The organism is Solibacillus sp. FSL K6-1781 (assembly GCF_038630735.1).
GTDB lineage: Bacteria > Bacillota > Bacilli > Bacillales_A > Planococcaceae > Solibacillus > Solibacillus silvestris.
On sequence record NZ_CP152038.1, the window covers coordinates 666,951 to 683,405 of the forward strand.

10 protein-coding genes are annotated in these 16,455 nt (G+C 36.2%); 9 read left to right on the top strand and 1 reads right to left on the bottom strand.

Annotated features, from left to right (window positions below; all coding sequences use genetic code 11):
- Nucleotides 1-71 precede the first annotated feature (71 nt).
- From MHH37_RS03285 to MHH37_RS03320, 8 genes are all read left to right on the top strand, one after another.
- On the top strand, nt 72-926 hold the full coding sequence (locus tag MHH37_RS03285; protein ID WP_342574960.1) for an NAD-dependent epimerase/dehydratase family protein: 855 nt from the start codon (nt 72-74) through the stop codon (nt 924-926).
- An 8-nt stretch (nt 927-934) separates the two neighbouring features.
- Nucleotides 935-1,498, top strand: a complete 564-nt coding sequence (locus MHH37_RS03290; protein WP_342574961.1) for a sugar transferase — start codon at nt 935-937, stop codon at nt 1,496-1,498.
- A gap of 12 nt (nt 1,499-1,510) precedes the next feature.
- The gene (gene galU / locus MHH37_RS03295; RefSeq protein ID WP_342574962.1) at nt 1,511-2,386 is read left to right on the top strand and encodes a UTP--glucose-1-phosphate uridylyltransferase GalU; all 876 of its coding nucleotides are present in this window, start codon (nt 1,511-1,513) and stop codon (nt 2,384-2,386) included.
- 115 nt (nt 2,387-2,501) lie between these two features.
- Nucleotides 2,502-3,776, top strand: a complete 1,275-nt coding sequence (locus MHH37_RS03300; RefSeq protein ID WP_342574963.1) for a glucose-6-phosphate isomerase — start codon at nt 2,502-2,504, stop codon at nt 3,774-3,776.
- Nucleotides 3,777-5,474, top strand: coding sequence for a phospho-sugar mutase (locus tag MHH37_RS03305; RefSeq protein WP_342574964.1), 1,698 nt, complete (start codon nt 3,777-3,779; stop codon nt 5,472-5,474).
- Nucleotides 5,475-6,449: 975 nt separating this feature from the next.
- Nucleotides 6,450-12,086 (top strand): DUF4073 domain-containing protein, encoded by a 5,637-nt coding sequence (locus MHH37_RS03310; protein ID WP_342574965.1) that lies wholly within the window; start codon nt 6,450-6,452, stop codon nt 12,084-12,086.
- A 433-nt stretch (nt 12,087-12,519) separates the two neighbouring features.
- On the top strand, nt 12,520-12,696 hold the full coding sequence (locus MHH37_RS03315) for a hypothetical protein (protein WP_342574966.1): 177 nt from the start codon (nt 12,520-12,522) through the stop codon (nt 12,694-12,696).
- 60 nt (nt 12,697-12,756) lie between these two features.
- Complete coding sequence (locus tag MHH37_RS03320) at nt 12,757-13,182, top strand: hypothetical protein (protein ID WP_342574967.1); 426 nt, start codon at nt 12,757-12,759, stop codon at nt 13,180-13,182.
- A 194-nt stretch (nt 13,183-13,376) separates the two neighbouring features.
- On the opposite strand, the gene MHH37_RS03325 is transcribed toward MHH37_RS03320, so the two are convergent.
- Nucleotides 13,377-14,267: a rhodanese-like domain-containing protein gene (locus MHH37_RS03325; protein ID WP_342574968.1), complete on the bottom strand. Its 891-nt coding sequence runs from the start codon at nt 14,265-14,267 to the stop codon at nt 13,377-13,379.
- Between the two features lie 265 nt (nt 14,268-14,532).
- On the opposite strand from MHH37_RS03325, the gene MHH37_RS03330 reads away from it, so the two are divergent.
- On the top strand, nt 14,533-16,410 hold the full coding sequence (locus tag MHH37_RS03330) for an S-layer homology domain-containing protein (RefSeq protein ID WP_342574969.1): 1,878 nt from the start codon (nt 14,533-14,535) through the stop codon (nt 16,408-16,410).
- The last annotated feature ends 45 nt before the right edge of the window (nt 16,411-16,455 follow it).

The following is a 16,455-nucleotide window of genomic DNA, read 5'->3' on the forward strand; positions in this document are numbered from 1 at the left end:
TTGAAGTTGGCTTTCCGTTTGTATATATGTCATAATTAAATAAAATTAATTCAAAATAATGGAGTTTTTTCATGAATATACTTATTACAGGAGAGACAGGTTATATTGCAAACTACTTATACAATTACTTAAAATCCCAAAATAGCAACTATATTATCAATAAAAGAAGTATTAAAGATAATTTTGAAGATTCAATGTTAACTGGGGTTGATGTTGTTGTGCATTTAGCAGGCTTAGTACATAAAAATGAGAAAAATTATCTTGAAAAAGATTATATGAATGTGAATACAAAGGTTACTGAAAAGCTAGCAAAGATGGCAAAGGAAGCTGGAGTAAAACATTTTATATTTTTTAGTACAATGGCCGTATTTGGAAAAGTGAAAGGTGAAATTTCAGACAAAACTCTGATAAATCCAATTAGTTATTATGGTAAAAGTAAATTAATTGCAGAGGGAATTTTACAGACTTTACATGATGAATCCTTTAATGTAGCTATTGTTCGCCCACCTATGGTTTACGGACCGGATTGCCCTGGGAACTATGCGCTTTTAAGGAATTTAAGTATTAAAACTAAGATTTTTCCCTTTATAGAAAACAAAAGAAGTATGATATTTATAGGTAATTTAACAGAGTTTATTAAACAATTGATTGGACATAGAGCCACGGGGATTTTTCATCCGCAAGATCCACAATATATTAATACAATGGATATGGTAAACGAGATTGCAAAAGTACATAATAAAAAAATTTACACTACTGTTATTGGGGCCTCTATATTAAAGATTTGTATTGGAAAAACCAATATTTACGGTAAAGTATTTGGGGATTTATATTATGAGCCTAACCTATCATTTTATGCTGATAACAGCTATCAAAGATATAATTTTCAGCAAGCTATTGCTATTACAGAAGGGAAAGGGACTTAATTAAAATTATGAAACGTTTCTTTGATTTAATAAGTAGTTTACTAGCAATAGTTATTTTTATAATTCCAATGATATTTATTGCTTTAGTGATAAAAGCGGATTCAAAAGGACCAATATTATTTACACAAAAACGAGTTGGTAAGGATGGAAAACTATTTAATATATATAAATTTAGAACAATGAAGACAGATACACCTAATGTTTCAACTGAAGATTTAGGAAATCCTGCTGCGTATATAACTGAGGTAGGTAAATTTTTAAGAAAAACAAGCCTGGATGAGTTGCCACAGTTATTTAATATTTTAAAAGGTGACATGTCCATTGTTGGACCTAGACCTGCACTGTATAACCAGTATAATCTTATCGCAATGAGGGATGAACTTGGAATAAGCTCTATACGACCAGGATTAACAGGTTATGCTCAGGTAATGGGGAGAGATTTAATTACAGATGAGAAAAAAGTTGAATATGATTATATCTATTTGAAAAATAGTAATATATTTTTTGACCTGAAGATAACTTGGTTTACTGTGTTCAGTGTTATAAAAGCAGAGGGTGTTCGACTAAAGTAAAGGATGATTATATTGGGTACTATAAAAAAAGCTATAATACCAGCAGCAGGTTTAGGAACAAGATTTTTACCTGCAACTAAAGCAATGCCTAAAGAAATGTTACCAATTGTAGATAAACCTACAATTCAATATATTGTGGAGGAAGCTATAGCAGCAGGGATTGAGGATATTTTAATTGTTACGGGAAAAGGAAAGAGATCCATCGAAGATCATTTTGACAGCGCATGGGAGTTAGAACATAATTTAATTAACAATGGTAAATTTGAGGATTTAAAAAAAGTTAAAGAATCGGCGAATGTTGAAATTCACTATATTAGACAAAAAGAAGCGTTAGGTTTAGGACATGCCATATGGTGCGCCAGAAAGTTTATTGGTAATGAACCTTTTGCAGTTCTTTTAGGTGATGATATTGTAAAGAGTGAACAGCCTTGTATAAAACAATTAATAAATCAATATGAAAAAGTGCAATCTAGTGTAATAGGTATAATGCAGGTTGAAGATAAAGATATTCATAAGTATGGAATAATTAATCCTATTAATACTAATTCAAACTTGATGGAGGTAAGACAATTTATAGAAAAACCTACATTAGTAGAAGCACCTTCTAATCTGGCGATAATAGGTAGGTATATACTTACACCAGAGATTTTTCCCTTTTTAGAAGAAAAACAGATAGGTAAGGGTGGAGAAATTCAATTAACAGATGCTATTGAAAAATTGAATTCAGAACAAAAAGTATATGGTTATGAATTTGAAGGGAAAAGATACGATGTAGGAGAAAAACTAGGGTTTATAAAAACTACAATTGATTTTGCCTTAGAACGAGAAGAGTTACATGAAGATATAAAAAAATTTATTTTATCTAAAGCAAGAGAACTAATGGATTAATAATTAAAATTTGACCTTAAATAATTCATTTTGTACAGTGATTATTTAGGGTTTTATATTTGTGGAATGTTTGATAGGGATAATCCGGTAATTTACATTAAATGGGGAATTTATAATGCAAGTTGAAAAGCTTAAAACGACACTAATAAATTGTTCATTAGAAGAAAAGGACATTTATAAATATAAATACAAAGTAAGGGATATTCATCAAGCCTTACCTCAATTTGATTTAACAGGTTGGATTGATTCACCTATTCAGAATCAACATGAATTACTAGTTTCAATAGAGCGTGTGGCATCAGAAATTCGGGCTTGTGCAGACGTACTTGTTGTAGTTGGAGTAGGAGGATCATTTTTAGGTGCGCGCGCTATTCAAGAAGCACTAAAGCCATACTTCGGCTTAGCTGAAAATGGCATTGAAATTGTTTATGTGGGTCTTAATATGAGCGGAGCTTACATTAAAGAGCTTTTATCCTATTTAGAAAAAAAACAGGTTTATGTTAACGTTATTTCTAAATCGGGTGGAACGATGGAGCCAGCACTTGCGTTTCGTGTGATGCGACTATATATGGAAGAGCGATATGGAGAGAAGGCTTCTGAACGAATTATCGTAACGACCGATGCAGATAAGGGTATTTTAAAGGGAATTGCGGATAATGCGTGCTACCGTCAATTTGTCATTCCATCAAACATCGGTGGACGTTATTCAGTATTAACACCGGTTGGTTTATTACCAGTTGCAGTTGCAGGGGTAGATATCCGTGCTTTAATGGCAGGTGCAAAACGTGCAACAGAAGTGCTTTCAGACTCGGATTTAGCCAATAATGATGCGTATAAGTATGCGGTCATGCGCCATATGTTATATGAGCAAGGCTATTCGATTGAATTGCTCGCGTCATTTGAGCCTGGATTAAACAAATTCCATGAATGGTGGAAACAGCTATTTGGTGAAAGTGAAGGAAAGGAAAAGAAAGGTTTATATCCTTCAACAGTTAATTTCTCAACGGATCTACATTCAATCGGTCAATTTATTCAAGATGGGAGTCCGATTATGTTTGAAACACTCCTTCATTTTCACGAGATTGAAGGAGACCTTCAAGTACCGTTTGATGAACGCAATGAAGATGGCTTAAATTATTTATCGAACCGTACTTTTAATGAGATAAATGCAATTTCAAAGCAAGGTACTGCACTAGCCCATGCAGAAGGCGGCGTTCCGGTTATTCAATTAGAGCTTCCAAAACTTGATGAATTTCATTTGGGGTATTTAATTTACTTCTTTATGAAAGCGTGTGCGATGAGTGCATGCCTACTGGAAGTAAATCCATTTGATCAACCAGGTGTAGAAGCATATAAACGTAAAATGCTAGAGCTTTTAAAGGAGAAATAAATGATGAGTCTGGAACTTTTTAAACATTGGCAGCAACAACAACTTCCCATTTATTTGGCCGATGAGTTATCGCTACTTATGACAGATGATAAAGCTATAGTAGACCATTTCTATCAGTATCTAACTTTTGGAACAGGTGGGATGCGGGGAATCCTAGGCGCGGGTACAAACCGCATGAACATCTATACTATCCGTCGAGTAGCAGAGGGCTTGGCACGCTATATCTCCTCGAATGGAGAAGAAGCGAAAAAGCGTGGTGTTGCGATTGCTTACGATACGCGTCATTTTTCATATGATTTTGCGGTGGAAACAGCACGTGTATTAGGTGCACATGGTATTACTTCCTATGTATATAAAGAGGCACGTCCAACACCGCAATTATCTTTTACAGTTCGTGAGTTAAACGCATTTGCTGGGGTCGTCATTACGGCGAGTCACAATCCAAAGCAGTATAACGGTTTCAAAGTTTACGGTGAGGACGGTGCCCAGCTAGTGCCGACCGGAGCAAATGCAATTATCGAGCACATGAATCAAATTAGTGATATTTTTGAAATTGAAGTGGCAGAAGTTAATGAGCTAGAGCATAAGGGATTGTTTTATTGGATTTTGGAAGATCTGGATGAAAAATTCATGAATAACTTATTAACTTTAAAAAATAACAATGCCATTGATTATAATATGAAACTTGTTTACACGCCTTTACACGGGGCAGGACTGGTTCCGGTAGTAGAAGGTTTAAAGCAATTTGGATTTAATGAAGTGCATGTTGTTGAGGAGCAAGCCGTGCAAGATGGTGCTTTTCCAACAGTTCTGTATCCAAATCCGGAAGAAGCAGCTGCCTTTTCCATGGCTATCGAGCTAGGAAACCAAGTAGGGGCAGACTTATTACTGGCGACCGATCCTGATGCAGATCGTTTAGGGGTAGCTGTTCGTAAAGGTGAATCATATGAACTGCTTACAGGGAATCAGCTTGGTGCGCTATTATTAAATTATATTATGCAAACAAAGCAAGAGACTGGGACACTTCCAACCAATGGAGCAATGTTAAAAACGATTGTTACATCAGAGCTAGGTGCTGCTATTGCTGCTTATTACGGTGTAGCAACAGTCAATACTTTAACTGGCTTTAAGTATATCGCTGAAAAAATTGCGGAGTTTGAAATGACTCAAGCTCATACATACTTGTTTGGTTATGAGGAAAGCTACGGTTACCTAATAGAGACATTTGCTCGTGATAAGGATGCGGTCCAAGTCGCTTTAAAAGTTGCAGAAATGGCTGCCTATTATTCGACACAAGGAAAAACATTACTTGATGCATTAGAAGATTTGTATGAACAATTTGGCTACTATAAGGAAGCCTTAGTCTCTAAAATATTCGAAGGCAAAGATGGTCAAGAACAAATGAAAGCAATTTTGAATAACTACCGCTTAAATATGCCCAGTGAAATTGCAGGGGTAACGGTTGTACGTGTTGAGGACTACTTAACAGGTATCGCAACATTACAGGACGGTACTACTGGGCCAATCGACTTGCCGAAAGAAAATGTATTGAAGTTTATATTAGAGGATAACTCTTGGATTGCCATTCGACCTTCAGGAACGGAGCCAAAATGTAAGTTTTATTTTGGGGTAGTTAGAGAAACAGAAGAGCAAGCGAATCATATTCTAGCGCTCCTAAAAGAAAATATTTTAATATGAAAGAAGACTGTTTAACAAAATTATGTAAAAGGCATAGTGCTGTGCCTTTTACTCATTTCATAATTTTTCTATATAAAAAATTTTATAATAAAACCAATCAAAATAATTGATCCGCAAACTCCATATTCCCCGCACCCGTCATTTTTTGCTGAATTTCAATAACAAACGATACTACAACTATAATAGAAAAAGCGTAAATGAACGAGAGTACGGACACCCCAAATTTAACTAAAATTTTAATAACTAAATCGATTACGATAAATAAAACTATACCGATAATTCCCATAAAGAAAAAGTGAATCATTTATCATTTATAGTAAGACCGAACTTTGATACTGTTACTACAATTAAGTCATGAATAATGTTCATGAGGAATGTAATTACACGTAATATTTTTTCCGTTATTTCATACCTCTCAACTTTCTCCCGCATTAACGACAATTGATTCAATTAAGTTAATTACTGGTACAACTACAGATACAGTAACTGTTACAAGTGAAGATAGCATTGCTGTAATAACTACTGAAGATGGAAAAGTTAATATTTCATTTAATAAAACAAGATCTGCAAGTTTAGTTGAAACAGATATTACAAAAGTAACTATCCTTTTCCGTGATGAGACTGGTGAAGTAAAAGAGCTTGAATAAATTTAAAAGTAGAAACTGCGTGAACCTAGAGTTTAGTTCACGCAGTTTTTTTATATGAGAAAATATTTTATAGAAACTTAAAGTAAGCAATTTTGTACGGAATATAAAATTCAAATTTTTTTTAGTTTTCTTATTATTACTGGTAGAAAAGGAGTGTTTTACCTTATATTCCTTATATATTATAGCATTATAGTGAATATTATCCTATTTGAAATATATTTATAACCAATTTTATGGAAAATAGAGAAATAATAAGGTACAATGGATTATATTCACTATTGGTGAAATATTACTATTATTTTAGAAAATGGGAGGTATTTATTTCGGTATGAAGAAAAATCAAAAATCAAAGTTCTTGAAAGCTACAACAGCAGTAGCGGTTGCAGCTTCAGTTGTAGCAGTAGCTGCCCCAATCGCACCTGAAGCAAGTACATTTAAGGATGTACCATCGTCACATCAATTCTCTGATGCAATTAAAAGTTTAAGCGATCGTGGCATTATTAATGGTTATCAAGATGGTACATTTAAACCTGGACAAAATTTGACACGTGGTCAAGCAGCAAAAATTATTGCTGGTGTACTAGGTTTAGAAACTACTAATGTAATCAATCCCAACTTCAAAGATATTCCAACCAATCACCAATATTACGGAGCAATTGCTGCTTTAAAACAAGCAGGCATTATTGATGGTTATGAAGATGGTACTTTCCGCCAGGGAGCAAATATCCAACGTAATCATGTAGCAAAGATTATTGCCAACGCATTAAATTTAAAATCTACTAATGCCGATGCATTACCTTTCACTGACGTACGTGCAGATTATAAAGAAGCAATTGCTGCTCTATATGGAAATAACGTAACAACGGGAAAAACTGCTACTAAATTCGATGGTGCTTCAAATGTAACACGTGGACAAATGGCAGCATTTATTATACGTGCGGAAGCTGTAGCTAAAACAACTCCAGAAACTTCTCGAAGCGTAACATTCAAAGTAACAGACTATACAACAGCCGGTATTATTGTAGACGGCACAACTTATTCATACAGTGATTCTGTAAAATCAATCTTTACAATAGAAAATATAGAAGCATTAAATGGCGCATCTATTGTAGCTACAGTAACAAACGGTGTTATTACAAATGTGAATTCTTTAACATTAAATAATGCGGGCACAGCGGAAAAAGAAGTAGTCTTCAAATCAAATGCAACAATTGATGCACTAACTATCAATGCAGACTATGTATCAGTTTCCGGATTGATAGTAACAGGTAACGCAACAGTTACAACAAATGTTGGAAATTCAGTCGAGTTAGACGGTAGTACAGTTAACGGTGATTTAATCATAGATGACGCAATTGTTGGTAAAGTCGCTTCATTAGATAACAAGTTTGCCAACGAGGAGAAAAATGGTCCGAAAGTAAAGCTGAAAAATTCTAAAGCAGGAAAAATTCATGTTAAACGTAATGATACTGCTATTGAATCGGATACTGTCATTACAGAAATTACAGTAGCTGCTTCAGTTTCTTTAATTAACGTTGATGGAACGGTCACAAAAGTTACAGTTGAATCTACAGCAAAACTTGAATTAACAGGTAATGCAAATATCGCTCAATTATTATTAACAACTGCAGTAGAACTTGCATTACAAATTAAAGGTACAGTTGAGGCATTAGCAGTTTCTAATCCAGCAACTCAGATTACAGTAGGTACCAATTTAAAAATCAATGAATTGTCTGTTCCAGCCGGTTCAACAGCTGCAGGAATTGTTTCAAACTTTTCAGCAATAGCTTCCCAAATTGTGAATGTTATAGTGGGAACAACGCCGAATGCTGGAACACCTAGTACAGGTGGAGGAGGAGCGGGCGGTGGTGCTGGTGGAAATATACAAACACCAAACCCAACACCAGGTGCTGATGCATTAGCCGCAGCGAAAATCGCGGCATCTAAGCTAATAGCAACAGACTACACTCCAGCCTCATATCGAGCAGTAACAAATGCAGTGGCAGCAGCAGCTTCCGCAAAAACAGATATAGAAAAATTAGCAGCAGCGAAAGCAATTACAGATGCAATCGCAGCATTAGTAGCACCAACTGAAGCTACAATTGTACAAAGTGCTACTGTAAGTACCAATGATGCAACTGAAGGTAACAAAGGGAAATGGACGTTTGTAATTACTCCGACTACGGCCCTAGTTGAAGGAGACCAACTTATTATTTCATCAAAAGATTTTAATCTTAGCCAATTAGCTAATAGCGATATCAGTGTTAATACTACTGATACAGAAAGCATTAAATCTAGAATTGAAATTCAAAACAGTAATATCCCAGGTCATCATGATCTTGTAATATATTTGAATACGGCAATTGATGCTGGGGAGTCTATCACTGTTACTATTGTTGATGAAAAAATCACTAATCCTAAAGCAGGATTATATGATAAGGCATTTGTTATAGCGACTTCAAAGGATGTAAAAGCCAAATACGTACCAGTTACTATTTCTGAGAGTCAACTTTTGGCAACATACCCAGTAACATTTACAAGTGCGGATGGGGCAACGATCGTAGTAAGAGATAGTGCAGGGAACGAAGTTACTGATTTAAGAAAAGTAGCTAACGGTACCTACAGCTATTTAGTAACAAAAGAAGGTTACAAAACAGTAGAAGGAACATTTAATGTAGAAGGCGCAGCTAAAGAAGTAGTAATTACATTAGAGGCTGATGCAAATGGACAAACAGCATCTATACCAACCTTAGTTGGAGATTCTACAATTACATCAGGTGATACAATTAAATTATCTGTAACAACAGGAGATTCAGTTTATTATACTTTAGATGGGTCAACTCCAACAAAAACTTCAGACTCTGTGACAGTGACAAATGGTGAAGCAATTATTCCTGTAACAGGAGATGGTCTAGTAATATTAAAAGTCTATGCCGTTATTAATGGTGGAATAGATAGTAGTGTTGCAGTTTTCCAGTTAAAAGTGGAACTTATAACGCCAACAGCACCGGTAGTAATAGCTGATGATGAAGCAAATACAATCATTGGTTTAGCTGATGGAATGGAATATTCAACAGATGGTGAGACATGGATAGCGTTTAATCCAGAAAATGTCCCAACATTTACAGGAACTCAAACAGTACAAGTTCGTGTAGCAGCAGTAGAGGGAGTGAGTAATCCTAGTAATAGCGTGACATTGGAGTTTACGAATGACCAATCAGTAGTAACAACTGCAGATGTAAAAGATCTTGACGAATTAAAATTAGCATTAGCGAATGAAGATATCACAACAATCAACATTACAGAAGATATTTCGGATATAGAAGAAGCGCTACATGTAGACCGTAAGGTAACAATCAACGGAGAAGGAAAGACGTTGGCTTTCACAACAGCCCTTAATACATTAGCAAATGGAGAAAGACAAGGGATTTTAGTAACAGCAGATGATGTAGTACTGAACGGCTTGACAGTTCAAATGGCAGGTAAATTGGCTACAGATTCATTCCATGGATGGCAGGGCGTATACGGAATCCAGGTTTATGACGCAACTGACGTTACGCTTAATGATGTAACGACATTAGGGGCAGATGGCGGTATTTTAGTAAACGGATCAGCAGTAGAGTTAACAGGAACAACAACAGTTAGTGGAAATGAATTTGGTGGAATTGAAGTATCTAAAGGTACTGCAACAGAACTCTCAAACTCTACACTAACAGTAACTGGAACTGTAACAAACAATACTGAAAGCTATGGCCAACCAACAATTTGGGTGGTAACTGGGCAAGGAACGGTAAATGGAGTGGATGAATGGGCAACAAATACAACAATCAAGTCCGATCAAACACAATATTACCAAGTAGCTGAAAATGCGGTTGCCCCAGTAACAGCAACTGCAAATGTAAAAGATCTTGGCGAATTAAAATTAGCATTAGCGAATGAAGATATCACAACAATCAACATTACAGAAGATATTTCGGATATAGAAGAAGCGCTACATGTAGACCGTAAGGTAACAATCAACGGAGAAGGAAAGACGTTGGCTTTCACAACAGCCCTTAATACATTAGCAAATGGAGAAAGACAAGGGATTTTAGTAACAGCAGATGATGTAGTACTGAATGGCTTGACAGTTCAAATGGCAGGTAAATTGGCTACAGATTCATTCCATGGATGGCAGGGCGTATACGGAATCCAGGTTTATGACGCAACTGACGTTACGCTTAATGATGTAACGACATTAGGGGCAGATGGCGGTATTTTAGTAAACGGATCAGCAGTAGAGTTAACAGGAACAACAACAGTTAGTGGAAATGAATTTGGTGGAATTGAAGTATCTAAAGGTACTGCAACAGAACTCTCAAACTCTACACTAACAGTAACTGGAACTGTAACAAACAATACTGAAAGCTATGGCCAACCAACAATTTGGGTGGTAACTGGGCAAGGAACGGTAAATGGAGTGGATGAATGGGCAACAAATACAACAATCAAGTCCGATCAAACACAATATTACCAAGTAGCTGAAAATGCGGTTGCCCCAGTAACAGCAACTGCAAATGTAAAAGATCTTGGCGAATTAAAATTAGCATTAGCGAATGAAGATATCACAACAATCAACATTACAGAAGATATTTCGGATATAGAAGAAGCGCTACATGTAGACCGTAAGGTAACAATCAACGGAGAAGGAAAGACGTTGGCTTTCACAACAGCCCTTAATACATTAGCAAATGGAGAAAGACAAGGGATTTTAGTAACAGCAGATGATGTAGTACTGAACGGCTTGACAGTTCAAATGGCAGGTAAATTGGCTACAGATTCATTCCATGGATGGCAGGGCGTATACGGAATCCAGGTTTATGACGCAACTGACGTTACGCTTAATGATGTAACGACATTAGGGGCAGATGGCGGTATTTTAGTAAACGGATCAGCAGTAGAGTTAACAGGAACAACAACAGTTAGTGGAAATGAATTTGGTGGAATTGAAGTATCTAAAGGTACTGCAACAGAACTCTCAAACTCTACACTAACAGTAACTGGAACTGTAACAAACAATACTGAAAGCTATGGCCAACCAACAATTTGGGTGGTAACTGGGCAAGGAACGGTAAATGGAGTGGATGAATGGGCAACAAATACAACAATCAAGTCCGATCAAACACAATATTACCAAGTAGCTGAAAATGCGGTTGCCCCAGTAACAGCAACTGCAAATGTAAAAGATCTTGGCGAATTAAAATTAGCATTAGCGAATGAAGATATCACAACAATCAACATTACAGAAGATATTTCGGATATAGAAGAAGCGCTACATGTAGACCGTAAGGTAACAATCAACGGAGAAGGAAAGACGTTGGCTTTCACAACAGCCCTTAATACATTAGCAAATGGAGAAAGACAAGGGATTTTAGTAACAGCAGATGATGTAGTACTGAATGGCTTGACAGTTCAAATGGCAGGTAAATTGGCTACAGATTCATTCCATGGATGGCAGGGCGTATACGGAATCCAGGTTTATGACGCAACTGACGTTACGCTTAATGATGTAACGACATTAGGGGCAGATGGCGGTATTTTAGTAAACGGATCAGCAGTAGAGTTAACAGGAACAACAACAGTTAGTGGAAATGAATTTGGTGGAATTGAAGTATCTAAAGGTACTGCAACAGAACTCTCAAACTCTACACTAACAGTAACTGGAACTGTAACAAACAATACTGAAAGCTATGGCCAACCAACAATTTGGGTGGTAACTGGGCAAGGAACGGTAAATGGAGTGGATGAATGGGCAACAAATACAACAATCAAGTCCGATCAAACACAATATTACCAAGTAGCTGAAAATGCGGTTGACCCATTAGTAACCAAATTAGTAGAGGAAAAAAGTGAAGTACAGGTTGCAACTAATTTAATTATGGGTGTAAATTTTGTAATTCAGAATGGTCTTGTTAAATTTATTTAATAGGTAATAATTAATTTATTAAGTAGGATATCCAATTAGTTTGGGTTGACTCTCTTTTCCATTCTCCAATAACACCACAACCACACTATTTTATTCTATTCTATTCGTAGAATAGTTATTTCTAGCCTAAATAGCTCTAATCCCTTTGAGGGATTAGGGCTATTTTTAATTGGTCAGGCATTCACAATAGGGCTTATTAGTGAGAGGTGATTGTGCTTAGGATGATGGTGAAATGAAGGATGTAAGAAGTCAGACATAAATCGAATTTTTGAATCTTTTATTAACCATATGGAATTTGAGAAAAGTAATATGTGCTTCATGAAATAGAATTAATATTTTAAATAAAAAATAATTTTATAGTAGTGCTAAACTCTCTTAGATATATGATATGTTATATATAAAGTAGAATTGAGGTAGAAATGTGAGGGAAATATTGTTTTTTCTTATGTTATTTGCTTGGAGTTTTATTATAAATCCAACGTCTATGTCAGAAGCATCACAAGCACTATTAGCGAAACTGCTTGCTGCTGATGTAAAAGTACAAAAGCAAAAAGAAGCTGATGCTGTTATTGAGAGACTACTTGAACCGGCAACAACAAATGCAGTTTGAACCTTTATTAAAAATAAAACAGTCTCTAACTATAAAAAGGCCGAGACAGAATTAAATAAATTGCCTTCATTAAATAAGAAGAATGATTTAGAAGAAACGTTAAATGATGGGCTAAAGGAATTTGCGAAAAATGCAATTGACATTTTGGCACAATATGAAAAGAACCCAACAAATAATGAATATAGTTATACGAACTTTTCCATTAATAGCCTACCAGATTCAAAAATTAAGTCCGAGCTACTCGAAAAGTTGGCAAAGCAAATACAAGCTGCTGTAAAAACAGCAAAAACAAACATTGCAACATCTGAAAAAGTCCAAACATTGAAAAATTATAATAAAGCAGTAAAGGCTATTCAATCAGTATTTGATGAAAAACAGCGTGAACCGATGGAGAAAAGAATTCAGAAAACGGTCAGCAATAATACAGTTAAGGCGAAAATACGTGTTGCCAACTATGAGAAGAAAAAAAAGCTAATCGTAATTTAGCTATGAAACTTATACAAGAGCTGCCAAATGGAAAAGAATAGCAGCAATTATTGAAGAGACTGAGATAAAGCTTTCATGCATCTAGATAGAGTATCCTAAAAATAAATCCTCAATTGTACATTTCTGGTATATCGGACCAGCTGTTTTGTACAAAAGGGGCTTTTTTATTAATAAATATGAAGTTTTTGACTTACTTATCCCGTCACCAACGGACAACTCTCATCCGCCGCCCACTCATTCAACGATCCATCATACACCGCCACATTTTCCTGCCCTAACTTGTTCAGCAACAATGCATTCCATGTCGCAGCAATTCCGCCACCACAATAAGTAATCACCTTTTTATTTGGATCTAGCGCACCTATTTTTTCGAAGGTAGCGCGTAATGTTGCATCATCGTACAGTAAACGTGTTTCCAGATTAGAGTGAGATCCGAAAAAGGAATGCTTGCTTCCCGGAATATGACCAGGGCGCGGGTATGTTGTTGTTTCACCTCGGAAGTCTGCCTCAGATAAACTGTTGATTAATACAATATTCTCATCCCCTAAAGCTGCTTTTACATCTTCTTTTGATACGATTAGATGCTCACGGCGTTCTCCAGGGAATAGAGCAGGTTCATAATTGGAGATTCCTGATTCTATTGGACGACCATCAAGCTTCCATTTGCGGAATCCACCGTCGAGTACAGCTACATTATCAAAACCTTCATATTTTAATTGCCAGCGTAAACGTGCCGACCAATCAGATGCTAATATATCGACATTAACCAGTGGTCCGCGGTCATAAATAACTACATAAGTTTCTTCAGTAATTCCTAAAGGTTCCACCGCTTTCAGAAATTGCTCTCTTGTTGCAATTGTAAAAGGTGCCTTTCCTCCCGGGTTAGTGAAATCTTTCAATAAATCAGCATAAGCCGCTCCGGGAATATGCTCTTCCCTGTAAGCTTCGCAGCCGGACCAGAGCTCCGGAAACCCTTCTCCTTCAGGAATTTTTAAGAATGTTGATGCATCGATTAAGCGTAATTTTGAATCTCCCAGTCGTGGCTCTAACCAGTCACCATCCACAACATAAGGAATATTTCTCATGATTATTAATCTCCTTTACGACTATTCTAAGGTAATTGCTTTTCATAAATATTACCTTATCACAAATTATTAGTGAATTCTAACTAATGTAATTTTTTCGCCAATAGCCAATTATACTCAAAAAAACAATTTTAACATTAATTTACATAGTTTTATGCGCCAATCTGTTAGAATTATTTTGTTAATCGAAATTATAGTAAGGATAATTCTACTATATTTTCGATTGAAAGAATTCCAAAAGCGAAGTGGAGGTATTTTTATAATTATGAGTAAAAGGCAGTCTTCGAAGTATTTTAATGCAATAACAGCAATGGCGGTTGCTGCTTCAGCAGTTGTAGTAGTTGCGCCGACTGTATCGGAAGCGAGTAGTTTTAGTGACGTCAAACCTACTCATCAATTTTATGATGCTATCAAAAGTTTAAGTGAGCGGGGCATTATTAATGGGTTTCAAGATGGTACTTTCAAGCCGGGACAAAACCTGACTCGTGGACAAGCGGCAAAAATCATTGCGGGCGTCCTGCAACTAGATACTAAAAACGTAACCAATCCAAAATTTAAAGATATTCCAATATCCCACCAGTATTATGGAGCGATTGCAGCTCTGAAGCAGGCGGGGATTATCGATGGTTATGAAGACGGGACATTCCGTCAAGGAGCAAATATTCAGCGTAATCACGTAGCAAAAATCATTGCCAATGCTTTAAATTTAAATGCTGAAAATGTAGATGCACTTCCTTTCACGGATGTGCGTATAGATTATAAGGAAGCAATTGTTGCTTTATTTGAAAACAATGTAACAACAGGTAAGACTGCTACATTATTTAATGGATCTTCCAATGTAACACGTGGACAAATGGCTGCGTTTATTACACGCGCAGAAGCAGTAAGAAACCAAACGCCACAACCTGCTCAAAGTGTAACATTTAAAGTTGAAAATTATGAAGCATCAGGAATTGTTATTAACGGGTCTACCTATTCATTCCATTCTTCTATATCTTCTATCTTTACTGAAACAAATAAAACCGCTTTAACAGGTGCTACTATTACAGCAACTGTTGAGAACGGAGTCCTGACTAAAATTAATAATGTAAAACTAAATAAATCTGGTACAGCTGAATCTCGTGTCGTATTGGATTCAACTGCGTCAATCGACTCGTTAACAATTAATGCAGATTATGTAGCGGTAAGGAATGTATCGGTAACGGGTAATGCAACGATCACATCTGCTGTACTGACAGAGGTAGAGTTTGAAGGTGCAAAAATTACGGGAGATTTAATTGTTGATGATCAGGTTGCCGGTTCAATTGCTTCAATGAATAATAAATTTGCTGCAGATGGAAAATCAGGCACTAAAGTAAAATTAGAAAATTCCCGCGCAGGGAAAGTATATGTGAAGCGTAACGATGTATCCATTGTATCGGATACAGTAATACATGAAATCACTATAACGGCAAAGGTTACACTGATTAATCTAGACGGGACGGTTACAAAAGCAACGGTAGAATCCTCAGCAAAACTTGATATTAAAGGGAATGCTACGATCGGTCAATTATTATTAACAACAGCAGTAGAATTGGCGTTAAAAGTTAAAGGAATTGTTAATACGTTATCAGTTAATAATCCAAATACTCAGATTACGGTAGGTGCAGGCTTAAAAATAAATGAATTATCGATTCCTGCAGGTTCAACAGCAGAAAAAATTATTATAAACTATGCTGAGATTGCTTCGCAAATAGTTACGGTGATTATAGGGAATGTACCAAGCACCTCAAAACCAAATCCAGGAACACCAAGTACTGGTGGGGGAAGCGGGACACCTACTCCGCCAGTTATTGATAATAAGCTTAACGTAAGAACTATAACGGAACTGAATCAAGCGCTAAAAACAGCGAAACATGGAGACACAATTAAATTGATGACTTCATTAACAGGGGACATTAATTTGACGAGTCTTGTGAATCTTGATTTCAACGGTCATACATTAACCGGAAATGTGACGATTACAGAAGCTAAAGCAACGGGTAGCTACTCATTGACGCCAACTGGAACGGGGACGATTGCAGGCGACCTCGTTATTAATGCACCAAATGTAAATATTAATATTGATGGGTTAACAGTTGAAGGCGAGACAGTGATTTACTAAGGCCCAACGGAAAATTCAAAATGACTAGCCAAAAAAAACATAAGG

What these genes read in the sequence shown, in the direction of transcription:
- MHH37_RS03325 (WP_342574968.1), bottom strand. Translation starts at nt 14,267, where the DNA reads ATGAGAAATATTCCTTATGTTGTGGATGGTGACTGGTTAGAGCCACGA.
- MHH37_RS03285 (WP_342574960.1), top strand. Translation starts at nt 72, where the DNA reads ATGAATATACTTATTACAGGAGAGACAGGTTATATTGCAAACTACTTA.
- MHH37_RS03330 (WP_342574969.1), top strand. Translation starts at nt 14,533, where the DNA reads ATGAGTAAAAGGCAGTCTTCGAAGTATTTTAATGCAATAACAGCAATG.
- MHH37_RS03310 (WP_342574965.1), top strand. Translation starts at nt 6,450, where the DNA reads ATGAAGAAAAATCAAAAATCAAAGTTCTTGAAAGCTACAACAGCAGTA.
- MHH37_RS03300 (WP_342574963.1), top strand. Translation starts at nt 2,502, where the DNA reads ATGCAAGTTGAAAAGCTTAAAACGACACTAATAAATTGTTCATTAGAA.
- MHH37_RS03290 (WP_342574961.1), top strand. Translation starts at nt 935, where the DNA reads ATGAAACGTTTCTTTGATTTAATAAGTAGTTTACTAGCAATAGTTATT.
- MHH37_RS03305 (WP_342574964.1), top strand. Translation starts at nt 3,777, where the DNA reads ATGATGAGTCTGGAACTTTTTAAACATTGGCAGCAACAACAACTTCCC.